At 69.3% G+C, this 24,036-nt stretch carries 21 protein-coding genes; 8 read left to right on the top strand and 13 right to left on the bottom strand.

What is annotated here, in order from left to right; genetic code table 11:
- The first annotated feature begins 57 nt into the window (after positions 1 to 57).
- Positions 58 to 1,038, top strand: coding sequence for an o-succinylbenzoate synthase (locus BFN01_RS14575; RefSeq protein WP_071645043.1), 981 nt, complete (start codon positions 58 to 60; stop codon positions 1,036 to 1,038).
- A 47-nt stretch (positions 1,039 to 1,085) separates the two neighbouring features.
- On the opposite strand, the gene BFN01_RS14570 is transcribed toward BFN01_RS14575, so the two are convergent.
- The gene (locus tag BFN01_RS14570) at positions 1,086 to 1,697 is read right to left on the bottom strand and encodes a TetR/AcrR family transcriptional regulator (RefSeq protein ID WP_071645042.1); all 612 of its coding nucleotides are present in this window, start codon (positions 1,695 to 1,697) and stop codon (positions 1,086 to 1,088) included.
- Between the two features lie 104 nt (positions 1,698 to 1,801).
- Between BFN01_RS14570 and BFN01_RS14565 the strand changes: the two genes are divergently transcribed.
- Together BFN01_RS14565 and BFN01_RS14560 are read left to right on the top strand one after the other, a co-directional pair.
- Entirely contained in the window at positions 1,802 to 4,504 is a 2,703-nt protein-coding gene (locus tag BFN01_RS14565) for an efflux RND transporter permease subunit (protein WP_071645041.1), read from the top strand.
- Positions 4,501 to 6,546 (top strand): YhgE/Pip domain-containing protein, encoded by a 2,046-nt coding sequence (locus BFN01_RS14560; RefSeq protein ID WP_071645040.1) that lies wholly within the window; start codon positions 4,501 to 4,503, stop codon positions 6,544 to 6,546. Before BFN01_RS14565 ends, BFN01_RS14560 begins: the two co-directional genes overlap by 4 nt.
- A gap of 144 nt (positions 6,547 to 6,690) precedes the next feature.
- Here BFN01_RS14560 and ccsB read toward each other — a convergent pair whose 3' ends face one another.
- The 5 genes from ccsB to BFN01_RS14535 form a co-directional block, all read right to left on the bottom strand.
- Positions 6,691 to 7,695 carry a c-type cytochrome biogenesis protein CcsB gene (ccsB, locus tag BFN01_RS14555; RefSeq protein ID WP_071645039.1) on the bottom strand — a complete coding sequence of 335 codons (1,005 nt, stop codon included), beginning with the start codon at positions 7,693 to 7,695 and terminating at the stop codon, positions 6,691 to 6,693.
- Position 7,696: 1 nt separating this feature from the next.
- The gene (locus tag BFN01_RS14550; RefSeq protein WP_071645038.1) at positions 7,697 to 9,412 is read right to left on the bottom strand and encodes a cytochrome c biogenesis protein ResB; all 1,716 of its coding nucleotides are present in this window, start codon (positions 9,410 to 9,412) and stop codon (positions 7,697 to 7,699) included.
- Positions 9,393 to 10,154 (bottom strand): cytochrome c biogenesis CcdA family protein, encoded by a 762-nt coding sequence (locus BFN01_RS14545; protein ID WP_071645037.1) that lies wholly within the window; start codon positions 10,152 to 10,154, stop codon positions 9,393 to 9,395. The genes BFN01_RS14550 and BFN01_RS14545 overlap by 20 nt, the downstream gene beginning before the upstream one ends.
- Positions 10,151 to 10,771: a TlpA disulfide reductase family protein gene (locus tag BFN01_RS14540; protein ID WP_256221176.1), complete on the bottom strand. Its 621-nt coding sequence runs from the start codon at positions 10,769 to 10,771 to the stop codon at positions 10,151 to 10,153. Before BFN01_RS14540 ends, BFN01_RS14545 begins: the two co-directional genes overlap by 4 nt.
- A gap of 110 nt (positions 10,772 to 10,881) precedes the next feature.
- The gene (locus BFN01_RS14535) at positions 10,882 to 11,523 is read right to left on the bottom strand and encodes a histidine phosphatase family protein (RefSeq protein WP_071645036.1); all 642 of its coding nucleotides are present in this window, start codon (positions 11,521 to 11,523) and stop codon (positions 10,882 to 10,884) included.
- A 99-nt stretch (positions 11,524 to 11,622) separates the two neighbouring features.
- On the opposite strand from BFN01_RS14535, the gene aspS reads away from it, so the two are divergent.
- From aspS to BFN01_RS14510, 5 genes are all read left to right on the top strand, one after another.
- On the top strand, positions 11,623 to 13,398 hold the full coding sequence (gene aspS, locus BFN01_RS14530; protein ID WP_071645035.1) for an aspartate--tRNA ligase: 1,776 nt from the start codon (positions 11,623 to 11,625) through the stop codon (positions 13,396 to 13,398).
- Positions 13,399 to 13,611: 213 nt separating this feature from the next.
- Complete coding sequence (locus BFN01_RS14525; protein WP_071645034.1) at positions 13,612 to 14,748, top strand: ABC transporter substrate-binding protein; 1,137 nt, start codon at positions 13,612 to 13,614, stop codon at positions 14,746 to 14,748.
- Between the two features lie 5 nt (positions 14,749 to 14,753).
- Complete coding sequence (locus BFN01_RS14520) at positions 14,754 to 15,671, top strand: ABC transporter permease (protein ID WP_371261047.1); 918 nt, start codon at positions 14,754 to 14,756, stop codon at positions 15,669 to 15,671.
- The gene (locus BFN01_RS14515) at positions 15,668 to 16,462 is read left to right on the top strand and encodes an ABC transporter permease (RefSeq protein ID WP_071645046.1); all 795 of its coding nucleotides are present in this window, start codon (positions 15,668 to 15,670) and stop codon (positions 16,460 to 16,462) included. Before BFN01_RS14520 ends, BFN01_RS14515 begins: the two co-directional genes overlap by 4 nt.
- A complete protein-coding gene (locus BFN01_RS14510; protein WP_071645032.1) occupies positions 16,459 to 17,550 on the top strand; it encodes an ABC transporter ATP-binding protein in 1,092 nt (363 codons plus the stop codon). The genes BFN01_RS14515 and BFN01_RS14510 overlap by 4 nt, the downstream gene beginning before the upstream one ends.
- Positions 17,551 to 17,624: 74 nt before the next feature.
- Here BFN01_RS14510 and BFN01_RS14505 read toward each other — a convergent pair whose 3' ends face one another.
- The 7 genes from BFN01_RS14505 to BFN01_RS14475 form a co-directional block, all read right to left on the bottom strand.
- A complete protein-coding gene (locus BFN01_RS14505) occupies positions 17,625 to 18,449 on the bottom strand; it encodes a carbohydrate ABC transporter permease (RefSeq protein WP_071645031.1) in 825 nt (274 codons plus the stop codon).
- Complete coding sequence (locus BFN01_RS14500; protein WP_177243890.1) at positions 18,446 to 19,330, bottom strand: carbohydrate ABC transporter permease; 885 nt, start codon at positions 19,328 to 19,330, stop codon at positions 18,446 to 18,448. Before BFN01_RS14500 ends, BFN01_RS14505 begins: the two co-directional genes overlap by 4 nt.
- Positions 19,331 to 19,342: 12 nt before the next feature.
- Positions 19,343 to 20,614, bottom strand: a complete 1,272-nt coding sequence (locus tag BFN01_RS14495; RefSeq protein WP_071645030.1) for an ABC transporter substrate-binding protein — start codon at positions 20,612 to 20,614, stop codon at positions 19,343 to 19,345.
- Positions 20,615 to 20,742: 128 nt separating this feature from the next.
- On the bottom strand, positions 20,743 to 21,567 hold the full coding sequence (locus BFN01_RS14490) for a TSUP family transporter (RefSeq protein WP_071645029.1): 825 nt from the start codon (positions 21,565 to 21,567) through the stop codon (positions 20,743 to 20,745).
- A gap of 61 nt (positions 21,568 to 21,628) precedes the next feature.
- Positions 21,629 to 22,384 carry an amino acid ABC transporter ATP-binding protein gene (locus tag BFN01_RS14485; RefSeq protein WP_071645028.1) on the bottom strand — a complete coding sequence of 252 codons (756 nt, stop codon included), beginning with the start codon at positions 22,382 to 22,384 and terminating at the stop codon, positions 21,629 to 21,631.
- Entirely contained in the window at positions 22,381 to 23,172 is a 792-nt protein-coding gene (locus tag BFN01_RS14480) for an amino acid ABC transporter permease (RefSeq protein WP_071645027.1), read from the bottom strand. The genes BFN01_RS14485 and BFN01_RS14480 overlap by 4 nt, the downstream gene beginning before the upstream one ends.
- A gap of 22 nt (positions 23,173 to 23,194) precedes the next feature.
- Entirely contained in the window at positions 23,195 to 24,019 is an 825-nt protein-coding gene (locus tag BFN01_RS14475) for a basic amino acid ABC transporter substrate-binding protein (protein WP_071645026.1), read from the bottom strand.
- Positions 24,020 to 24,036 lie beyond the last annotated feature (17 nt).

Below are 24,036 nucleotides of genomic sequence, written 5' to 3'. Positions count from 1 at the left end.
GCACGAGATGGGGTGTCGACGAAGAGCCCGGGCCGGATGCGCGGGCATGATGGACGCATGACGCCGCCCCTCGCCGACCTGCTCGCGACCGCCCGCGTGGTCGCCCTGCCGATGAACACGCGCTTCCGCGGCGTCGACGTGCGCGAGGCGCTGCTGTTCGAGGGACCGCAGGGCTGGGCCGAGTTCTCGCCCTTCGTCGAGTACCCCGACGCCGAGGCCGCCACCTGGCTCGCTGCGGCGATCGACTTCGCCTGGCACGAGCAGCCCCGGGCGCTGCGTGAGCGCATCCCCGTCAACGCCACCGTGCCGGCCGTCGGGGCGGCGCGCGTGCCCGAGGTGCTCGCCCGATTCGACGGATGCCGCACCGCCAAGGTCAAGGTCGCCGAGCGCGGCCAGGTGCTGGCCGACGACATCGCCCGCGTCCGCGCCGTGCGAGAGCAGATGGGTCCCGAGGGCCGGATCCGCGTCGACGCGAACGCCGGCTGGAACGTCGACGAGGCCGAGCACGCCATCCACGCTCTCGCCGAGTTCGATCTCGAGTACGCCGAGCAGCCCTGCGCGTCGGTCGACGAGCTCGCGGAGCTGCGCCGTCGGGTGAAGCACATGGGTATCCCGATCGCCGCCGACGAGAGCATCCGCAAGGCCGATGATCCGCTGGCGGTCGCCCGCGCCGGCGCCGCGGATCTCGTCGTCATCAAGGCGCAGCCGCTCGGCGGCATCCGGCGAGCGCTCGACATCGTCGCGCAGGCAGGGCTGCCGGCGGTCGTCTCGAGCGCGCTCGACACCGCAGTGGGGCTGTCGCAGGGGGCGGCGCTCGCGGCATCCCTCCCCTCTCTCGAGTTCGACTGCGGGCTGGGCACCGCCTCGCTCTTCACCGACGACGTCGCCGACGCCCGCCCGGTGGGCGGCTCGGTGTCTGCGGCGCGGGTGATTCCGGATGCCGGTGCACTGGCGCGCCTGGAGGCGCCGCCCGAGCGGCGCGACTGGTGGCTGGCGCGTCTCGAGCGCTGCCACGCGCTGCTGGATACCCGAGGCTGAGGCCGTCGACCAGAACCGGCGACCAGAGCAGGCGAATAGGCCTGTGTCTAGAGGCGGATCAGCTCGACTATGCGGCCGAGGGCCTCGCTGCCCGTGCGGCGCAGTCGATCCGAATCCTCGCCGCTCATCGCGCCGCGCACGATCATCCCCTCCCACACGATCATCAGCAGCCGGGCCGCCTCCTCCGCGCCGATGCGCAGAGTGATCTGCCCCGTGTCGACGATCTCCTGAATGATGGCGGCGATACTGCCCACCATCTCGTCCTCCTGTGCGAGGTACGCGGCGCCGAATCCCGGATCCCGCAGCGCACGGATGCGGATCTCGCTCATCATCATCACGCCGACGCGGTCATCGGCGCCGGAGTCCATGATCTGCTGCACGAGGTCGGCCGGGTCGCAGTCGTCGATGGCGTTCTGGCCGACGAGGGCCGAGACCCGCTCGCGGACGGCCTGCAGGCGCGCTTCGCCGACCGACGCGGCGAGCTCGAGGAACAGGGCGTCCTTCGACTCGAAGTTCGAGTAGAACGCACCGCGGGTGAATCCGGCCCGCTCGCAGACGGCCTCGACGGTGGCGCCCTCCAGGCCCATTCCGGCGAACACCTGCGCAGCCGCCTCGAGCAGGCGCGCGCGGGTGTTCTCACGGCTGCGCGTCGTCGACATCGGCTCCTCCTTCACATCGGGTGCACAGCATCCGGCATCCCGATGCCCTTACGATACATCTACGTATTCAATACAGACATGTATCGAGATTCTGCGGAGGCCGCGTGTCCACCCTTCTCTCCTCGCTCGGCCGATGGTCGTTCCGCCACCCCTGGCGTGTGCTCGTCGCCTGGCTGATCGTGCTCGGCGTCGCGGGCGGCGGCGCGGTGGGGCTCGGCGCGGGAACAGACAACACGTTCTCCATCCCCGGCACCGAGTCGCAGGCCGGACTCGAGCAGCTGCAGCGCACCTTCCCCCAGGTGAGCGGCACGAACGCCCAGTTCATCGTGGTCGCCGCCGACGGCGATGACGTCACTGATACCGCGTACCGCGACGACATCGAGAGCACTGTGCGGGATCTCGAGCGCATCGACGGAGTGCTCGCCGTGACGTCGCCCTACGATGAGAACATCACCGGCATGGTCAACAACGAGAAGACCGCCGCGATCGTGCGCCTGCAGTTCGACGGGCAGTCGACGGACGTGCCGGACAGCGTGAAAGACGACCTGCAGCAGCGCGTCGACGACCTCGCCACGGCGCTGCCGGACGGATCGCAGGCGGCGCTCGGCGGCGACCTGTTCGCCACGTCGATCCCCACCGTCACGATCACCGAGGCGATCGGCCTGCTCATCGCCCTGCTCGTGCTGATCGTGACGTTCCGCTCGTTCGTCGTCGCGGGCCTTCCCCTGCTGACCGCAGTGCTCGGCGTCGGCATCTCGATGGCCGGCATCTTCGCTGCCACGGCATTCGCGACCGTCTCGTCGACCACTCCCCTGCTCGCGCTCATGCTCGGCCTCGCGGTCGGCATCGACTACGCGCTGTTCATCGTCGCCCGGCACCAGGATCAGGTGCGCGATGGCGTCGATCCCGAGCAGTCCGCCGCACGAGCCGTCGGCACGGCCGGCTCGGCCGTCGTGTTCGCCGGAGTCACGGTGCTGATCGCCCTGATCGGGCTCGGTTTCGCGGGCATCCCGTTCCTGACGACCATGGGCGTCGCCGCCTCGGTCGCCGTGGCGATCGCCGTCGCCATCTCGGTCACGCTCACCCCCGCGATGCTCGGATTCGTGAAGGGTCGCGTCGCCGGGCGCCCGCGCCGCGCGCGCCGGAAGACGGATGCGGCACCTCGGCCCACCTTCTCGCGGCGCTGGGTGAACGCCATCACGAAGCGTCCGGTCATGGTCGCCACGGCGGTCATCGTCGGCCTCGGCATCGTCGCGATCCCGGCGCTCAGTCTCAACCTCGCACTGCCCAACGCGGGCGTGCTGCCGAAGGGATCCGAGGCGCGCATCAGCTACGACCTCACCGCAGAGGAATTCGGCCCCGGCTTCAACGGCCCGCTGATCCTCACCGGGACGATCGTCACCTCCACCGATCCGCTGAACCTCATGCAGGATCTCGGCGACGAGGTCGAGAAGCTGCCCGGCGTACGCGAGGTCGCCCTGGCCACGCCGAACGAGACGGCCGACACCGGCATCGTGCAGATCATCCCCGAGACCGCCCCCGACGACCCCGCCACCAGCGACCTCGTGCGCGAACTGCGCTCGCACCACGACGAGTGGCTCGACGAGTACGGCATCGACCTGAAGGTCACCGGATTCACCGCCGTCGCGATCGACATCTCCGATCAGCTCGGCTCGGCGCTGCTTCCGTTCGGCATCTTCGTGATCGGCCTGTCGCTGATCCTGCTGGCGATCGTCTTCCGCTCGATCTGGGTGCCGGTCACCGCGGCGATCGCCGCCGCGTTCGGCGTCGTCGCCGCGGTCTTCGAGTGGGGCTGGTTCGCGGATGCCCTGCACGTCGCGCGCACGGGCCCGATCATCAGCTTCATGCCGATCGTGCTGATGGGTGTGCTGTTCGGCCTGGCCATGGACTATCAGGTGTTCCTCGTCTCGCGGATGCGCGAGGACTTCGTGCACGCCGCGGGCTCTGGTCGCGCTGCGGCCGTCGAGGCGGTGCGATCCGGCTTCGCCGGCACCGCCCGCGTGGTCACGGCGGCGGCGCTCATCATGTTCGCGGTCTTCGTCGCGTTCGTGCCGGAGGGCGACTCGTCGCTCAAGCCGATCGCCCTCGGGCTCGCCGCGGGCATCGCGATCGACGCGTTCCTCGTGCGCATGACGCTGATCCCCGCGGTGATGGCGATCCTCGGCGACCGCGCGTGGCGCATCCCGCGGTGGATGCAGCGCATCCTGCCGCACGTCGACATCGAGGGCGAGGCGGTCGAGCGCGAGCGCGCGCTCGAGGCGTGGCCGGGTGACGGGAGCGTCCTCGCGGCCGACGACCTCGTCGTCGACGAGGCGGACATCCACGGGGCGCACCTGCGCCTCGCGCCGGGGGGATCGCTGGTCGTCACCGGAACGACGTCGCGCGCGCTGCGCGCCCTGGCGCTCGTGCTGGCGGGGCGGGTGACCCCGGATGCCGGCAGGCTGCGCGTCGCCGGACACCTGCTGCCCGGTCGCGCGGTGTGGGTGCGCGCGCACGTCGGCGTCGCGCTGCTCGACGAGCCGGATGCCCCCGCTCACGTCGGCGAGGCGCTGCGCGGTCACACGGCGCTGGTCATCCTGCACGGCATCGAGCGCATGTCGCTCTCGCACCGCGATCAGATCGCCGTGCGGCTGCGCGACGCCGGTGACGCGCTTGCCGTGGTCTTCACCACGACGGATCCGGATGCCGCGCAGCGGCTTCTCGCCGATGCCGGCCGCGCCCCGGCATCCGTCTCGGATCTGTCCCGCACTTCCGTCCTTCCCGACCCGACCGAGGTGACCGCATGAGTCTTCCCATCGAACGCGCACGCTCCCGGCGACCGATCACCTGGCTGACGCTGATCGGGGTGCTGCTGCTGCCCGCGATGATCGGCGGCATCCTGGTCGCCGCCCTGCACGACCCGACCGACCGCCTCGAGGAGATGACCGCCGCGGTCGTCAACCTCGACAAGCCGGTCACCATCGACGGGCAGTACACCCCGCTCGGCCGTCAGCTCGCCGCCGGGCTCGTGGAGGGCTCGGATGAGCTCGACTCGAACCTCACGTGGGTCATCTCGAACGAGGACGATGCTGCCGAGGGCATGGCCGACGGCCGGTACCAGGCGATCGTGACGATCCCGAGGTCGTTCTCGAAGGACGCCACCTCGGCGGGCCTCGCCCTGCAGGACGGCGAGGGAACCGCCGAGCAGGCCGAGATCAGCGTCACCTCTCCGCCCGACGGGCGCGTGGCCGACGGGCTGATCAGCCAGCAGATCGCCTCGGTCGCCGCCTCGACCCTCGGCACGATGCTGAGCGAGGCGACGGTCGGCAACGTACTGATCGGCTTCAAGACCATCGGCGACCAGATCGGGGATGCCGCCGACGGCGCCGACCAGCTCGCCGACGGTGCACGCTCCGCCGCCGACGGCGCGGCCGAGATTCCGGGCGGCGCGGCGCAGCTGGCCGACGGGGCGAACAAGCTCGCGGACGGCGCGGGTGAGCTCGCGGGTGGCCTGAACACGATCGCCGGGAAGGCGCGCGAAGCCGGTTCGGGCGCGACGCAGCTCGGACAGGGTCTGATCTCGGGTGCGGCGGCGCTGGAGAGCGGCGGACTCGTGCCGGGTCAGCTGCTGGATGCCGCGAACGGGGCCAAGCAGGCCACCGCCGGGGTGAAGCAGGCGGCGGACGGCGCGGCTGCCGCGACCGCCGGCGTGCAGACCGGTGTCAGCGGCCTGTCGCAGCAGCTCGCCGGACTCGCCGCGCAGTGCGACCGCACCGCGAATCCCGACTTCTGCGGCCAGCTCGATCAGGCGGCCGGGCTCGCCGGGGGTCTGGTCGAGCCGGCCGGACAGGCCGCGCAGGCCGCCGGCGCCGCGTCGCAGTACGCCGGGCCTGCGGCGCAGGCCGCCGCGGGAACGGCCGACGGGCTCACGCAGCTGAGCACCGAGGCTCCCAAGACGATCGCCGGCCAGCTGCGTACGGCCGGTACGGCGGCATCCCAGCTCGGCAGCGGACTGGGCCAGCTCGCCGACGGCGTGGGCCAGTCGGCGACCGGGGCATCGGGCCTCGCTGACGGCGCGTCGCAGCTCGGCGACGGCATCACCGCCCTCGGCGACGGTGCGGGTGAGCTCTCGAGCGGACTCGACGACCTGGCATCCGGCACCGACGAGCTCGCCGAGGGCCTGCGCACCGCGTCGACCTCGCTGCCGTCGTTCGACGACGAGCAGTCGACGTCCCTCGCGTCGGTGATCGCCGACCCGGTCACCTCGAGCTCCGACACGAACGACTTCTTCGGTCCGGCGACGATTCCCCTGCTGTCGGCCGTCGTGCTGTGGTTCGGGGCGCTGGCGTCCTTCGTCGTGCTGCGGGCGGTTCCCGGCAGCGCGCTCACCTCGCGACGCTCGTCGGCCGGCATGGTGCTGCGCGGGTTCTGGCCCGCCGCGGCGATCGGTGCGGCGCAGGGCCTGCTGGTCGCGCTGGTCGTGCAGCTGGTCGTGGCGTACGACGCGGCGACGTGGTGGGGCTTCGCCGGGTTCGCGATCATCGTCGGCATCGCCTTCGCCGCGATCAACCAGGCGCTCGTCGCCGTGCTCGGCGGCATCGGTCGCTGGATCAGCGCCCTGGTGGGCGTGCTGGCGTTCGCGACGAGCCTCATCTCGACGGTGCCCGACTGGCTCGCGGGCCTCGGCGCCGCGATGCCGACGGCGCCCGCTCTGAGCGGGCTGATCGAGCCGAGCGGTGCGGCCTTCGCCGGCCTGGTCGTGTGGGCTGTGCTGTCGCTCGGTGCCGCCACCATCGCGGTGGCCACCCGGCGCACGACGTCAGCGAAGGCCGTGCTGGCCGCGGCCTAGCATCCGGACGCCTGCCGCCCTCCTCTGCGGGCGCAGGCGAACAGACGAGGGCAGGACGGATCCGATGATCCAGGTCCTGCCCTCGTCTGTTCTCCTGCGTGCCCGCCGCGTGGGCGGCCTCGTGGGCGAAGAGCTCAGCTCAGCTCAGCTCAGGCCGGAGTACGCGTGGAGGCCCTTGAAGAAGACGTTCACGATCGCGAAGTTGAAGATCACGGCGGTGAATCCGGTGATCGAGAGCCATGCTGACGGGTTGCCGCGCCAGCCGCGCGTCGCGCGGGCGTGGATGTACCCGGCGTAGAGCACCCAGATGATGAACGTCCAGGTCTCCTTCACGTCGAAGCCCCAGTAGCGACCCCAGGCGTCCTGCGCCCAGATCGAGCCGGCGATCAGCGTGAAGGTCCAGAAGATGAAGCCCACGACCGCGAAGTGGTACGCCATGTTCTCGAGACGCACCGTGTTCGGCAGTGTGCGCAGGAACCCCGGACCCGCGTTCTCGACGCCGTCCGCGATGCGACGCTCGCGCCGCGACTGCATGAGCTGCATGACCGACAGAGCGAAGGCGAGCGCGAACAGGGCGGTCGACAGCGATGCCACGAACACGTGGATCACGAGCCACACCGACTTCAGCGGGTCGACCAGCGGGGTGACCGCGACGTAGAAGTTCGCCGCGGCGGCCCCCAGCAGCACGACCACGAGCCCCGAGATGAACGTTCCCAGGTAGCGCAGGTCGATGCGGGTGAGCACCACGAGGTACACGGCCATGATCAGCAGCGTGCCGACCATCGCGAACTCGTACAGGTTCGCCCACGGCACGCGTCCGGCGGCGAAGCCGCGGGTCAGCGTCGACGTGAGATGGAACAGCCAGCCGAGGATCGCCAGCGCCGTGCCGATGCGGGCGAAGATGTAGCGCGGCGTGCCGCTCTTCGCCTTCCCGCTCCTGGCTGCGCCGCCTGCAGCGGTTCCGGATGCCGGCGAGCCGGCGCCACGGGCATCCGCTCCCCCGGCCGCGACCAGCACCGGCGTCTCGACCTCTGCGATCGTCGCGGAGGAGCGACGGGCGAGGTCGAAGGCGTAGGCGATGAACGAGCCGGCGTAGACGGCGATGGCCGTCCACAGCGTGAGGATCGAGATCGAATCGAGGTCGGGCATGTCATGCTCCCTTCGCGGGGGTCGAGCCTTCGGGCGCGGCCGCTTCGAGAAGCCGCTCGTGTCCGCGGACGAGGTCGTCAACGGCGGCGGCGAGGGTCGGATCGTCGCCGCGCGCGAGTGCGGCGTACTCGAGGTGGATGCCGTCGTCGGCGGTGGTGGCCTTCACCCACATGCGTCGACGCGGCACGAAGAGGGCCAGCCCCAGGCCGGCGAGGGCGAGCAGCGCGAACGCCAGCACCCACGGCGCCGACGCGTCGTGGTGGATCTGCAGGGAGACGTAGCGCTTGACCGACTGCAGCGTGTCTTTCGCGCCCTTCGGCGACACGTTCTCGAACGTGACGGTGCCGAGCCCGTTGGGCAGGTCGGCCGTCTCACCGGGCTGCAGCTCGATCGACTCGGTGTCGGTGGTGCGCCCGTTGAGCTTCTCGAGACCGTCGGTGTTGAGCTCGAACACCGAGACCGGCTTGCCGCCGTCGACGCCGAGATCGCCCTGATAGACGTCCAGCGTCAGCAGCGGAAGGTTCAGCGCGCCGTGCACCGAGGTGTACGCGCCGCTCTTCATCTTCAGCGGTGTCGGGTAGAGGAAGCCGATCATGCCGAGCTGCTCGGGCATGCCGTCGGTGACCTTCACCACGCCGAGCGAGGTCATCGCGCTGTCCTGCGGCAGGAACTCGACCGGCCCGCTGAACACCGTGTCGCCCTCGGCGTTGCGCACCGTGATGGTCGGTGCGTATCCGTTGCCGAGCAGGTAGACGCTGTCGCCGCCGACGTGCAGCGGGTGGTTCACGCGCACGGTGCCCTTGCTGGTCGAGCCGTCGACGTTTCGCACCGAGAGGTTGGCGGCGAAGTTGCCGGCCTGACCCGCACCGGGGGTGCCGAAATCCTCGTAGGTAACGTCGAACGAGTCGAGCGTGAGCGCGTAGGGCTGGAACGCGTCGTCCGCGACGAAACGACCCCGGTTGATCGAGTTGTAGTCGATCAGGGTGTTCACGTAGCTGGCGCCCTCGATGACCACGCGCTGGCCGGTGTACGCGAAGCCTCCGCCGATGCCGACCGTGACCAGCACGCCGACGAGAGCGATGTGGAAGAGCAGGTTGCCGGTCTCTCGCCAGTACCCGCGCTCGGCCGACACAGACCACGTCGTGCCGCGGTCGTAGCGTGCCACGCGGTACCCGAGCGACTTGAGCTGCTTCTCGGCGACGTCGATCGCCGCGGCCGCGTCGCCGTTCTCCCGGGTCACCGAACGGTGGTGCTCGAGTCGGCCGAGCCGCGCCGGGGTGCGCGGCGGCAACGCGCGCAGCGCCTTCGCGTGGTGCTTGATGCGCGGGATGATGCAGCCGATCAGCGAGACGAACAGCAGCAGGTAGATCGCCGAGAACCAGGGCGACGAGTACACGTCGAACATCCGCATCGCGTCGAGCACGGGGAAGATGTCGGGATTGTTCTGCCGGTACTGCACGACGCCGTTGGGGTCGGCCGTGCGCTGCGGGAACACCGATCCGGGGATCGCGGCGATGGCGAGGATCAGCAGCAGCACCAGCGCGACGCGCATCGACGTCAGCTGGCGCCAGCCCCACCGCAGCCAGCCGACGACGCCCAGCGCGGGCTGATTGATGTCGTTGTCGTCGACGGGCGCGGAGTCGATGTGATCGGAGGGCCGAAGCGGATCGGATGCGGCCGCCGTGCCGTCGGAGCGATCAGAGGGGGAGGATGACACTGCTCATCACCGCCGTGAGTCGAGACATGATCTGGGTCCACACGCCGGTGACCATCAGCAGGCCCAGCACGATCAGCAGCGCACCGCCGACGATGTTGACGACGCGGATGTGGCGCCGCATGAAGGCGGTCGCGCTGGTCGCCCAGCCGAAGCCGAGCGCGACCAGCAGGAACGGGATGCCGAGGCCGAGCGAGTACGCGACACCGAGCAGTCCGGCACGCCACGGGTCGCCCAGGGTCCAGCCGACGCTGATGATGGCGCCGAGTGTGGGGCCGGTGCACGGCGCCCAGCCGATCGCGAGCGTGAAGCCGAGCAGAGGTGCGCCGATGAGACCGGCGGTCGAGTCGACCCGCATCTTGTACTCGCGCTGCGCGAAGCCGAACATTCCGAGGAAGACCAGGCCCATCAGCACGACGACGCCGCCCAGGACGCGGGTGATCAGGTCGCCCCATTCCAGGAAGAAGACGGATGCCGCGCCGCCGATCACCGTGTAGGCGACGAACACCACCGTGAACCCGGCGATGAACAGGAGGACGCTGAGAAGCATCCGGCGGCGTGGGAAGGTGGATGCGCTGACCTGCGCCGAGGGGGCTGCGGTTCCCGCCGCTCCCCCGAGGAATCCCAGATACCCCGGTACCAGCGGCAGGATGCACGGCGACAGGAACGACACGAGCCCTGCGAGCAGGGCGAGTGGGATGGCGATCCAGAGCGCGCCGGCTCCGATCACGGCATCCGGAGTCACGCCTTCTCCTCGAGGGCGTCCTTGATGAGGGTCGACAGGATCGAGGTGCCGTCGATCGGCCCGATGATGCGCGCGGCGACCCGCCCCTGCCTGTCGAGCACGAGCGTGGTCGGCGGTGCCTGGATCGGCGTCACCCGGGCGAACGCGAGCTTGGCGTCGCCGGTGGTGGCGTCCATGAGGCTCGGGTAGGTGACGCCGTACGTCTTCGCGAAGGCCTTCGCGGTGTCGGCCTGGTCGTAGATGTTCACGCCGATGAACTGCACGCCGTCGTCCTTGTGCTTCTGCCAGGTCGCCTCGAGGTCTTCGGCTTCGATGCGGCAGGGCCCGCACCCGGCGTACCAGAAGTTCACGACGGCGACCTCGCCGCGGATGTCGTCGCTCGAGAACGTCGTCCCGTCTTCGGTGACCCCGCCGAAATCGACGGGCGCCTTGCGCTCGGCGGCCGGGATCGACTCGACTCGGAAATCGGCGGTCGTGTACGCCTTCTGATCGCCGTTCTTGTACGCCTCGACCATGGGGTCGGGCGCGCAGGCGCTCAGGCCGATGGCGAGCGTCGCGGAGAGCGCTGCGGCGCCGATGCGCCAAGCGCCGCGAAGGGATCGAGCAGGCACGGACACGCTGGGAATCGTACGCGCGGTTCCTATGCGCGCTCTGAGCCGGCCCGCCCAGCCGCGTTCGAATCGCTCACCTGGCGGNNCCGCCAGGTGAGCGATTCGAAACCGGTGGGTCAGACCGCGCCGAGGTCGACGCCCTTGGCTGCGGGCTCCGCGTAGTCGACCTCACGCCACACGTCGCCGACGCGCTCGAACGAGGTGATGCTCGACAGCGCGCAGCGCCGGGTGCGCGGATCGTGCTGCAGCGTGATTCCTGCGACCGAGAGGTGCGTGATCCAGATCGGCGCCTGGTGCGAGACGAACACGATGTCGCCCTCGTGCACCGCGGCCGCCCGCTCGGCGGCATCCCACGCCTCATCCACCGCCGCGCGCATGCGCGTCGCGACCGACGTGTACGGCTCACCCCAGCTGGGCACCGACGGTCGACGCAGATGCCGCCAGTTGAACGGATTGCGCAGAGCGCGCGACATCCGCTGCCCCTCGAACACGTTGGCGGGTTCGATGATGCGCGCGTCGTGCGTCGCGTCCAGCCCGAACAGCTCGGTGAACGGCTCGGCGGATTCCTGGGTGCGCTCCAGCGGAGAGCAGCGCAGTTCGCTCACGGGGCGGCCTGCGGATGCCAGATACTCGGCCGCATCGCGCGCCATCCGGCGCCCGGCCCTGCTCAGGTGGTAATCGGGCAGGCGCCCGTAGAGCACCCGCTTCGGGTTGTGCACTTCGCCATGGCGCACCAGGTGGAGTCGTCGTGCCGTCACCCGCCCACCGTATCGCGGGCGAGCACCCCGCCGGATCGGGCGTCACGACCCGCCACGTAGACTGGGCGGGTTCATATCTCCCGATCAGAAGGAATCTCCGTGCTTCGCACACACACGGCAGGCTCACTCGATGCCTCGCACATCGGTCAGACCGTCACCCTCTCGGGCTGGGTCGATCGTCGCCGCGATCACGGAGGCGTCGCGTTCATCGATCTCCGCGATGCATCGGGCATCGCGCAGGTCGTCATCCGCGACGAAGAGGTGGCGCACCCGCTGCGCTCGGAGTTCGTGCTGCAGGTGACCGGCGAGGTCTCGCGCCGCCCCGCGGGCAACGAGAACCCGAACCTGCCGACCGGCGAGATCGAGGTGATCGCGGCTGAGGTGGTCGTTCTCAACGAGTCCGCCCCGCTCCCCTTTCAGGTCTCGAGCGGCCTGGCCGAATCCGACCCGATCGGCGAGGAGGTGCGTCTGAAGCACCGCTACCTCGACCTGCGCCGTCCGAGCCCGGCCGCCGCGATGCGCCTGCGCTCGGACGTCTACAAGGCGATCCGCGACGAGCTGCACGGTCGAGACTTCGTCGAGGTCGAGACCCCGACGCTCACGCGCTCGACGCCCGAGGGCGCCCGCGACTTCCTCGTGCCGGCGCGCCTGCACCCGGGCAGCTGGTACGCCCTGCCGCAGTCGCCGCAGCTGTTCAAGCAGCTGCTCATGGTCGGCGGTGTCGAGAAGTACTTCCAGATCGCCCGCTGCTACCGCGACGAGGACTTCCGCGCCGACCGTCAGCCCGAGTTCACCCAGCTCGACATCGAGATGTCGTTCGTCGAGCAGGAGGACGTCATCGAGATGATGGAGTCCCTCATCGTCGCGATGTGGAAGACCATCGACGTCGACGTGCAGACCCCGCTCCCGCGCATCACCTACGCCGATGCGATGGCCAAGTACGGCTCCGACAAGCCCGACCTGCGGTTCGGCCTCGAGCTCGTCGAAGCGACCGAGTACTTCGCGAACACCCCGTTCCGCGTGTTCCAGTCGGAGTACGTCGGCGCCGTTCTGATGCCCGGCGGCGCGTCGCAGCCGCGCAAGACGCTGGATGCCTGGCAGGACTGGGCCAAGCAGCGCGGTGCCCGCGGCCTCGCGTACGTGCTCTTCAACGAGGACGGAACGCTGGGCGGCCCGGTCGCCAAGAACCTCTCCGAGAGCGAGCAGGCGGGCCTCGCAGAGCTCGTCGGGGCGAAGCCGGGCGACTGCGCCTTCTTCGCCGCGGGCGAGACGAAGGCCAGCCGCGCGCTGCTCGGCGCCGCGCGCGTCGAGATCGGCTGCCGCCTCGAACTGCGCGACCCGAACGTCTTCGCGTTCACCTGGGTCGTCGACGCGCCGATGTTCGAGCCCGCCGGTGACGCCGTGGCGTCCGGCGATGTGGCGGTCGGCTCCGGCTCGTGGACGGCCGTGCATCACGCGTTCACCGGGCCGAAGCCCGAGTTCGAGGCGACGTTCGACACCGACCCGGCATCCGCTCTCGCCTACGCGTACGACATCGTCTGCAACGGTTCCGAGCTGGGCGGCGGCTCGATCCGCATCCACCGCGAAGACGTGCAGAAGCGTGTGTTCAGCGTGATGGGCATCAGCGAGGAGCAGGCCGACGAGAAGTTCGGCTTCCTGCTCGAGGCGTTCAGGTTCGGCGCTCCCCCGCACGGCGGTATCGCGCTGGGCATGGACCGCGTCATGCAGCACCTGACGAAGACGGAGTCGATCCGCGAGGTCATCGCCTTCCCGAAGTCGGGTGGCGGCTTCGACCCGCTGACCGAGGCGCCCGCGCCGATCACGCCCGAGCAGCGCGCCGAGGCCGGCGTCGACGTCGAATCCGAGGACGCCTGACCCGCAGGCCCCGCCTACCGTCGAGACCCCCGGCTGCTGATGTTGCAGCCGGGGGTCTCGACGTACGAGCTCGGGCAGCCGACCCTTCGCCGATTCGCCCTCCGGACACCTGTCGTTCACCCGGTTCGCGCCACCCGGTAACTCGTGCACCGTAGCTTCCTCTCGTAACCCGACTCCCGTGCGCGAGCGCGGGAAATCCGAGAGGAAACCCTGATGACCAGCATCACCCGCCGTGCGCGCCTCGTCGCCGGCATCGCCCTCGCGGCCACGGCCGCCCTGGCCCTGACCTCCTGCGCCGCCGACAGCAGCGCGGGCGACAGCGGCTCGTCCGTGGACGCTGCGACCGCAACGTCGCTTGCCGACTTCGGCACCCTCGAAGACCTCGAGGCGGCGGCCAAGGCCGAGGGCGCCCTGAACGTGATCGCGCTGCCGCGCGACTGGGCCAACTACGGCGAGATCCTCGACCTGTTCGCCGAGCGCTACCCCGAGATCACCATCAACGAGGCCTCGCCCGACGTCTCCAGCGCCGAGGAGATCCAGGCCGCAGAGACCAACAAGGGCCTGGACACCGCGCCCGACGTGTTCGACCTCGGACTGGCCGTCGCGCTGCAGAGCACAGACACCTTCGCGCCTTATAAGGTCGAGAACTTCGACGAGATCCCCGACGCCCTCAAGGAGCCCACCGGACTGTTCGTCGGCGACTACGGCGGATACATGTCGATCGGCTACGACTCGTCGAAGTTCCCCGAGCCCACCTCGCTCGACGATCTCAAGAGCGCCGACTTCAAGGGTGCCGTCGCGATCAACGGTGACCCGACCCAGGCCGGCTCCGCCTTCGGCGCCGTGGGCCTCGCCACCGTGCAGTCCGGTGGGGACCTCGACGACTACACCCCCGGAATCGAGTTCTTCGGGGAGCTGCAGAAGGCCGGCAACTTCCTCAAGGTCGACGTGACCCCCGCGACCATCACCAGCGGCGAGACCCCGGTCGTCTTCGACTGGGACTACCTGAACACTGCGGCGGGCAAGGACAACCCCGACTGGAAGGTCGTCGTGCTCGACGGCGTCGGCTACGCCTCGTACTACAACCAGGCCATCAACAAGGACGCCCCGCACCCGGCTGCGGCTCGTCTGTGGCAGGAGTTCCTCTACAGCGACGACGTGCAGAACCTGTGGCTGAAGGGCGGCGCCCGTCCGGCGCGCATGGAGGCCATGACCGCAGCGGGCACGATCGACGAGGAGCTCGCGGCCGCGCTGCCCGAGGTCCCCGCCGAGACGGTCGTCCCGGCCGAGAAGCAGTCGACGGATGCCGGCACGCTGCTCGGCGAGAAGTGGGCCGTGACGGTTCAGTGACCGCGTTGATCACGGGGGCGGATGCCGCGGCATCCGCCCCCGCCACCGCCGGGCCGTCGCCGACGGCCCGGCGGTCGGGTCTGTCCTGGGCGTGGCTGGGGCTGGTTCCCTTCGGCGTCTACGTGGTGCTGTTCCTGGCCGTGCCGACGCTCCTCGCGATCGGCTCGGGCCTCGTCGACGAGGACGGCGTCTTCACCTGGACGAACATCACCGCACTCGTCGATCCGGTCGTCCTGAACACGTTCGCGAACTCCGCGTCGCTGTCGCTGCTGACCGCCGTCATCGGCGCGCTGGCGGGCGCCCTGGTCTGCTACGCCATGCTGGGAATGAACCCGCAGGGCGCCGTGCGCCAGACGGTGGATGCCGCGGCCGGCGTCCTCGCGCAGTTCGGCGGCGTCATGCTCGCGTTCGCGTTCATCGCGACGATCGGCCTGCAGGGCGTCGTCACCGTGCTGCTCGAGGACACCTTCGGTGTGGACATCTTCGCGGACGGCGTGTGGCTCTACGACGTCCCCGGCCTCATCCTCCCCTACATCTACTTCCAGGTGCCCCTCATGGTGATCACGTTCATGCCGGCACTCGCGGCACTCAAACCGCAGTGGGCGGAGGCGAACCTCACTCTCGGCGGCACCCGGCTCGGATTCTGGGTGCGCGTCGGCATCCCGGTGCTCGCCCCGTCGTTCCTCGCCAGCCTGCTGCTGCTGTTCGCCAACGCGTTCTCGTCATACGCGACCGCCGCGGCGCTGGCCAGCCAGGGATCGCAGATCGTGCCGCTGCAGATCCGCGCGGCGCTCACCAGCGAGACCGTGCTCGGCCGCGAGAATCTCGCCGGAGCGCTCGCGCTCGGCATGATCGTCATCGTCGGCGTCGTGATGGGGCTGTACTCGCTCATCCAGCGCCGCGCGGCGAGGTGGCGGTCGTGAACCGCATCGCACCCTCCCCCGCGACGCGGTGGATCATCGGCATCCTGATCGGCGCCTTCTTCGCGATCCCGCTGGTCGCGACCTTCCTCTACACGCTGCGCGACCGGGAGGGCGGCCTGTCCTTCGCGCGCTGGGCGGCGCTGGTGGATCCTGCGGCGTCGGCGGCGATCAAGCCGATCTGGACGGGCCTGGGCAACTCGCTCGTCCTCGCGGTCGTCACCGTGGTGATCGTGCTGGTGCTGCTCGCGCCGACGATGATCCTCGTGAACCTGCGCTTCCCGAAACTGACGCCGGTCTTCGAGTTCGCGGCGCTTCTGCCGATCTCGATCCCCGCGATCGTGCTCGTCGTCGGCCTCTCTCCGATCTACCTGCAGATCGGGCGCACGCTCGGCACCGGCACGTGGACGCTCGCTTTCGCCTACGGCATCACCGTGCTGCCGTTCGCGTACCGTGCGATCCAGGCATCGATCGACGCCGCCGACCTGCGCACGCTCTCCGAGGCCGCGCGCTCGCTCGGCGCGAACTGGCCGACCGTGGTCGTCAGGGTGCTGGCGCCGAACCTGCGTCAGGGGCTGCTCTCGGCATCCCTCATCTCGATCGCCGTCGTGCTGGGCGAGTTCACGATCGCGTCGCTGCTGAACCGGCAGGTGTTCCAGACCGCGATGATCGTCGTGCAGAAGCAGGATGCCTACGTGCCGGCGATCTTCACGCTGCTCGCGCTGCTGTTCTGCTTCCTGCTGCTGCTCATCATCGGCCGCGTCGCGCGCGGCAACCGAAAGGCTGACCAATGACCTCCCCGAGTCCCCTTCCCGCCACCGCGGACAACGTGCTGCTCGCCGAGGCGGGTGAGGGCACGCGTGTGCAGTTCCACGGCATCGAGAAGAGCTACGGTGCGCACCGGGTGCTGCACGGTGTCGACCTCGACATCGCGCCGGGCGAGTTCGTGTCGCTGCTCGGGCCCTCCGGCTGCGGCAAGACCACCGCCCTGCGTGTGCTGGCCGGCTTGGAGCATGCGGACGTCGGCGCCGTGCTGCTGGGCGGTCAGGACGTGTCGCGCGTCCCCACCAACAGGCGCGACATCGGCATGGTGTTCCAGGCGTACTCGCTGTTCCCGCACCTCGACGTCGCCGGCAACACCGCGTTCGGACTGCGCCGGCGTGGCGTGGGCAAGGCCGCGGCCGCCCGGCGGGCGCTCGACGCGCTCGCCCTCGTCGGCCTGGAAGCCTTCGCCGACCGCTTCCCGCACCAGCTCTCCGGCGGGCAGCAGCAGCGGGTCGCGCTCGCCCGGGCGCTCGTCACCGAGCCGCGCGTGCTGCTGCTCGACGAGCCGCTCTCGGCGCTGGACGCCAAGGTGCGCGTGCAGCTGCGCGACGAGATCCGCCGCATCCAGCTGCGCCTGGGAATCACGACCGTCTTCGTGACGCACGATCAGGAGGAGGCCCTGGCCGTCTCCGACCGGATCGCGGTGATGGACGCCGGCCGCATCGACCAGATCGGCACACCCGAGGAGCTGTACCTGCGCCCCGCGACCGCGCACGTCGCGTCGTTCATCGGGCTGTCGAGCGTCGTCTCGGGTGTGGCATCCGGCGACACGGTCGCCGTGTGGGGGCGGTCGCTTCCCACGAACGCGCCCGCCACCGGCGCTGTCGACGTGCACCTGCGTCCCGAGAACCTGCGCTTCACCGGCGAGGCGGATGCCGCGACCGCCGGCGTCGTCGAGGAGAGCACGTTCCTGGGCAGCATCCGCCGCACTCTGGTTCGCACCGACTCGGGCGAGCGGGTGCGCGTGCAGCACGACGCGCACGCGCATCCCTTCTTCGGCGAGCGCGTCTTCCTCACCATCGATCCCGTCCCGGTCGCCGTACGCGAGAAGGTCTGAGGCCACGAGCGTCTCGGCCGCGTCGGATCGCCACGTCGGCTGCACGTCGCCGTGCCGGCGCGCTGACGTCGGGCTCACTTCAGCGAGCCGGCGACCATCCCCTTGATGAAGCTGCGCTGCAGGAACAGGTAGGCGACCAGCACGGGCACGACCGAGAGCACGGATGCCGCCGCCGCGGCGCCCGGGTTGCTGCCCTGCGCCGCGAAGAACCCGGCGACGGCCGGGGCGATCGTGCGGGTCTCGTCGGTGCGCAGGAAATACGTGCTCAACGCGAACTCGTTCCAGATGCCGACCCCCGCGAGGATCGCGACGGTGGCGGTGACCGGCCGCAGCATGGGGAACACGACCCGGAACAGCACCTGCATCGGACCTGCGCCGTCGACCGTCGCCGCCTCCTCGATCGACACGGGCAGGCTGCGCATGAACGCGGTGTACAGGAACACCGCGAGGGGCAGGTTGCCGGTGACCATCAGCACGATGATGCCCCAGTGGGTGTTCAGCCCGCCGAGGTCCTTCATGAGCGTGTACAGCGGCACGAGCACCGACAGCGGCGGGATCATGATCAGGCTGATGAAGCAGGCGTAGATCAGCCGGTTGCCGCGCGTGACCCGGCGTGCGAGCGGGTACGCGGTCAGCGCGCCGAGCACGCACACGAGCACCGTCGACACGACCGTCACGAGTGCGCTGTTGCCGATGGCCTGCAGGATGTTCCCCTGCTGTATCGCCGTGGCGAAGTTGGTCCAGTGCACCTCACCGGGGAAGATCCAGGGCGACGAGAGGTCGGTCTTGGGTTTGGAGGCGGTGGTGAGCCCGAAGTAGAACGGCAGCAGCTGCAGCACGGCGATGAGCGCCAGACCCGCATAGATGAGCACCTTCGACGGTGTGGCCGTGTTCTTCACAGCTCCACCCGCTTCCGGTCGAGCAGCGTGTTCAGCACGAACGTCACAGCGACGATCAGGATGAACAGCACGACGCCGATCGCTGCCGAGTACCCGGCCGCCTGATTCGAGAAGTACGTCTCGCCGATGAGCGTCGACACCGAGTGCGTGGACTGACCGGGCCCGCCGCCGGTGAGCACCTGCACGACGTCGAACAGCTTCAGCCCGCCGATCAGGTTCAGCACGATGCTCGTCGCGAAAGCCGGCTGCAGCAGCGGCACGGTGATGCTGCGGAAGCCCTGCCACCAGCTGGCGCCGTCGAGCTGCGCGGCTTCGTGGTACTCGGCCGGCACGCCCTGCAGACCGGCGAGGTAGATGACCATCGAGATGCCGACGAACTGCAGCGAGTTGACGACGACGATCGCCGGGATGGCGAACCCGGCATCCGACAGCCAGGCGACCTGCTCCGCCGCGAACAGGGCGCGCACGTCGTTCAGCGCACCGTTGTTGTAGCGGAAGATCAGGTAGTACATCGTGCCCAGCACCACCGGCGACACCAGCACCGGCAGGTAGATGACGGCCCGCAGCAGGGCGGCCCCGCGCACGATGCGGTCGAGCACGACGGCGAGACTCAGTCCGAGCACCTGCTGGATGACGGTGCTGCCCACCCCGTAGATGAGCGTGTTGACCAGCGCGGTGCGGAACACCTCGTCGTCGAGCAGACGCAGGTAGTTGTCGAACCCGACGAACGCCTTGTCGCGGCTGTACCCGTTCCAGTTCGTCAGCGACAGGCTGATGCCGCTGATCAGCGGGTAGATCGAGAACACCGCGAACAGCACGAGCGCCGGCACGTAGAACCAGTTGAGTCGGCGCGGGAAGATCCCCGTCGAGCGTGAAGTCACCTCTCGCGTGGCCTACTGCTGCCCGTACAGCGTGCCGAACTCCGCCTCGACCTGCTTCACCGCCGAGTCGACCGTGGTCTGCCCGGTGACGATGCCGGACGTCGTCGAGATCAGCGTGTTCCACATGCCGTTGGGCAGGTATGCGCGGTCGAAGTACGGCACCATGCGCACCTCTCCCGGGGTGAAGAACTGCTCGTAGCTGTCGGAGAGGTCACCGAGGTCGACGTCGATGTCGGTGAGGCCCGCGGGGTTTCCGTCTTCGCTGGCGAAGCGGCCGATGTTCTCCGGCTCGGCGAGGAAGTCGAGGAAGTCGAGTGCCTCCTCCTTGTTCTCGCCGTCGCGCCAGGCACCCAGCGCGACGCCCTCGCCGCCGATCAGGTACTCGTCGTCGCCGTTGATGGCCGGCACCGGCATGAACCCGATCTGCGCGTCGGGTACGAACTCCCTGGCACCGAGGGCGAGGGTGTTCTGGATCATCACGAACGCGGTCGTGCCCTGTCCGAGCGCGGTCGCGATGTCATCGCTGGTCGCAGACGAGAAGTCGGGGTTGAAGTACCCGGCCTTCGCCCACTCCTCGAGCGTGCTGAACAGGGCCTCGAATCCGCTGTCGACGAACTCCCCGTCCGTGAGCTTCTCCGACTCGGCCTCGTCGAACGCCCCCGAGCCGAGCCAGTCGGCGACGTTGCCGGCGAACCAGTCGTCCTTGCCCGAGCTCGAGATCGGCACGACCCCTGCGCCCTTGATCTTCGCGAGCGCGTCGTCGAACGCGTCGATGGTGCCGAGCGATGCGGGGTCGATCCCCGCCTCCTCGAGCACGGTCTTGTTGTACAGGATGCCGGCGACGTCGGTTGTCAGCGGAAGAGCGAAGAACTCGCCGTCGTCGTTCTTCATCGTCGAGTGGAGCACCGGGTTCAGCTGGTCGGCCCACCCCTGCTCGTCGAGCGGCTCGAGGAACTCGCTGTAGCGCAGCAGCGACCACCCGTGCGTGGCCCAGATGTCGGGCAGATCGCCCGACCCCATCCGCACCTTCATGTCGCCCTCGTAGTCGCTGCCCAGCGCGACGACGTCGATCTTGACGTCGGGGTTGTCCTTCTCGTACGCCTCGGCGAGCGCGCTGAGCGCCTCGTATCGGGGCGTGCCGTCTCCCATCGCCGACTGCACCTCGAGGGTGACCTTGTCGCCGTCGCCCGGATCCCCCGATCCCGAGCATCCGCTGAGAGCGACCGCCGCCGCCGTGAGACCCGCGAATCCGATCAGGATCCGCTTCGTGCCTAGTGACCTCATCGTCCCTCCTCCGTGGAAGCACTGGCGCGCCCGACAGAGCGCAGTTCGGAGTCTACGCGGGAAGACACCGGTGGTGGCAAGGGTCGTGTCCGGACGGTGACCCGGATGCCCGGTTCGGATGCCCGCCATCACCCGGTCGCGAGCAGGGGTGCGACGTTCTCGTTCCACACATCCACGCCGAGCTTCGCGATCAGCAGGATCACCACGCCGAGGAACACGACGCGAATGAAACCCGATCCGCGGGAGATCGCCATGCGGGAGCCGAGGTAGCTGCCTGCCGTGTTCGCGACGCCGAGGATGAGCCCCAGCAGCCACAGCACCGCGCCGTGCGGGATGAACAGGATCAGCGCTCCGGCGTTGGTGGCGAAGTTCACGATCTTCGCCTTCGCACTCGCCTGCAGGAAGTCGTAGCCCAGCAGCGCGACGAGCGTGATCACGAGGAACGTGCCCGTGCCCGGCCCGATCAGACCGTCGTAGAAGCCGATCACCAGGCCGGCGGCGCCGGCCGTGACGTGGTGGCGATGCCCCGAGAAGCGCAGCGCGGTCGCCGCGCCCAGCTGCGGCTTGAACGCGGTGAACAGGGCGACGGCCAGCAGCGCCACCACGATGATGGGTTTGAAGGCGGATGCCGGAAGCACGGTCGCCACGGCGGCTCCGCCGAATGAGCCGGCCAAAGCGATCGCCGCCATCGGCAGGGCGGTGCGGATGTCGGGTCTGGCCCGGCGGTAGTACGTCACGCTGCTCGTCGCCGTGCCGAAGATCGAGCCGAGCTTGTTCGTGGCCAACGCCTGCACCGGGGTGATGCCGGGGATCAGCAGCACGGCGGGCAGCTGCAGCAGTCCCCCGCCGCCGACGACCGCGTCGATCCATCCCGCGCCGAACGCGGCGACGACGACGAGGACGAGCACGCCCCAGGTGAGCTGCTCGAGGCCGAGGAACGCGCCGATCTCCATCACAGTTCAGGATGTCAGATCGGCGCGTCCTCGCCGCACACGACGGGGCGGGCTTCGCGGCTCAGAGCACGCGGGAGAGGAAGTCCTGCGTGCGGGGGTGCTGCGGGTTCGCCAGCACCTCACGCGGGTCGCCCTGCTCGAGGATGTGGCCGCCGTCCATGAAGATCAGGCGCGAGCCGACCTCACGGGCGAAGCCCATCTCGTGCGTGACGACGAGCATCGTCATCCCCTCGTCGGCAAGCGTGCGCATGACCTGCAGCACCTCGCCGACCAGCTCGGGGTCGAGAGCCGAGGTCGGCTCGTCGAAGAGCATCATGTCGGGGTTCATGCACAGCGCACGCGCGATCGCGACACGCTGCTGCTGACCGCCGGAGAGGTGGCTGGGGAAGGCATCCGCCTTCTCCGCCAGACCCACACGCTCGAGCATCTCGCGGGCGACCTGCTCGGCCTCCTCCTTGCCTCGCTTCTTCACGCGTCGCTGCGCGACGGTGAGGTTGCCGAGCACCGACAGGTGCGGGAAGAGGTTGAAGCTCTGGAACACCATGCCGATGCGCTGACGCACCCGGTCGATGTCGGTCTCGGGATCGGTGACGTCGATCCCCTCGATGAGCACCCGGCCGTCGGTGGGCTCCTCGAGCAGGTTCACCGAGCGCAGCAGCGTCGACTTTCCCGAGCCCGACGGACCGATGATGCACACGACTTCGCCGGTGTACACGGTGAGGTCGATGCCCTTGAGCACGACGTTGTCGCCGAACGCCTTGACCAGCGCCTGCACCTCGATCACAGGGGCGTGCACGTCGATCAGATCGGTGCTCATCGTTCCTTCGCCATCCGTCGTTCCAGCCACGCGGTGAACCGCGTGAGAGGAATGGTCACCACCAGGTACAGCAGCGCGGCCACGATCAGCGGCGTCGCGTTGGCGTTCGCCGAGTTCGCGTCGCGGGCGAAGGTGGTGAGCTCCTTCGACCAGATGTAGCTTCCCGCGATGAAGACGAGCGAGGTGTCCTTGAGCAGCAGCACCAGCTCGTTCGTCATCGGCGGGATGATGATGCGGAAGCCCTGCGGCAGGATGATCCAGAACATCGTCTTCATCGGCGACATGCCCAGCGAGCGGGCGGCCTCGGTCTGCCCCTTCGGGACGGCCTGGATGCCCGACCTGATGACCTCGGCGATGTACGCCGAGGCCACCAGGATGAGGCCGAGCAGACCGGCGCCGACCGGCCCGCCGGGAACCTTCCAGCCGAACACGATCGGCACGATGAAGGCCACCGAGAAGATCGTCAGCAGCGCAGGCAGCCCGCGGAAGAGCTCGATCCAGCCCGTCGCGACCCAGCGGAACAGGCCGATGCTCGACAGCTTCATCAGCGCCAGGACGATGCCCAGCAGCACCCCGCCGGTGAACGCGATCAGGGTGAACAGGATCGTGTTGCGCAGTCCGATCAGGATGATGTCGGGGAAGAGCTTCGCCGCCACCTCGAGATTGAAGAACTGCGGGATCGCCCGCTGCCAGTTGATCGAGAAGGCCACTGCAGCGACGACCGCGAAGAAGATGACGTACATCGTCACGCGATACAGCAGCGTTCTCGTTCTGCGCTTCAGCGCCATCGTCGGATGCCTTCCGTGGGGATCAGTTGGCGGCGAAGTACGAGTCGTAGATCTTGTCGTACTCGCCCTCGTCGCGCAGCTCCTGCAGCGCGTCGTCGATCGCCTCGCGCAGCTCGGCCTTCTCGCCCTTCGCGAAGGCGAAGCCGTACGACTCGTCGGTCTCGTAGGTCTCGACGATCGTGTAGTCGGAGTCCGCCTTCTCGTGCACGAGGTTCACCGGCTGATCCTGCAGGATCGCGTCGATCTGGCCCGACTGCATGGCCGGCCACAGCTCTCCGTCGGAGGGGTACTGCACGAGCTCGGCGCCCTTGGCGTTCTCCTTGGCGTAGATCTCGCCGGTGGTGCCCTGCTGCACGCCGACGTTCTTGCCGTCGAGGTCGTCGATGCTCTTGATGTCGGAGTCGGCGCGCACCAGCAGCGACTGCAGCGAGTCGTAGTAGGGGTCGGAGAAGTCGATGTTCGCCTTGCGCTCCTCGGTGATCGTCATGGCAGACGCACCGAGGTCGCAGGTGCCGGCGAGCAGCGTGGCGCCGGACTGCAGCGCCTCGAACCCGGTGTCCTGCACCGCGAGCTTCAGGTCGAGCTTCTTCGAGATCGCGTCGAGCAGGTCGATGTCGAATCCGGTGTACCCGGTGCCGTTGTCGCCCCCCTCGAACTCGAAGGGCGGGTACGGGATGTCGGAGCAGACCGTCAGCGTGCCGTCCGTGACCAGACCGTAGTCCGCACCACCGGAGCCGGATGCCGGCGTGTCTGCGTCGGATCCGTTCTCGCTGCTCGCGCAGCCGGACAGAGCGAGGACGGCAGCAGCGGCGATGGCTGTGCCGAGGATGAGAGGACGGCGCTTCATGGCCACTCCTTCGTGAC

The organism is Microbacterium sp. AR7-10 (assembly GCF_001878835.1).
Lineage (GTDB): Bacteria > Actinomycetota > Actinomycetes > Actinomycetales > Microbacteriaceae > Microbacterium > Microbacterium commune.
This window is presented reverse-complemented; position numbering and strand designations above follow the sequence as displayed.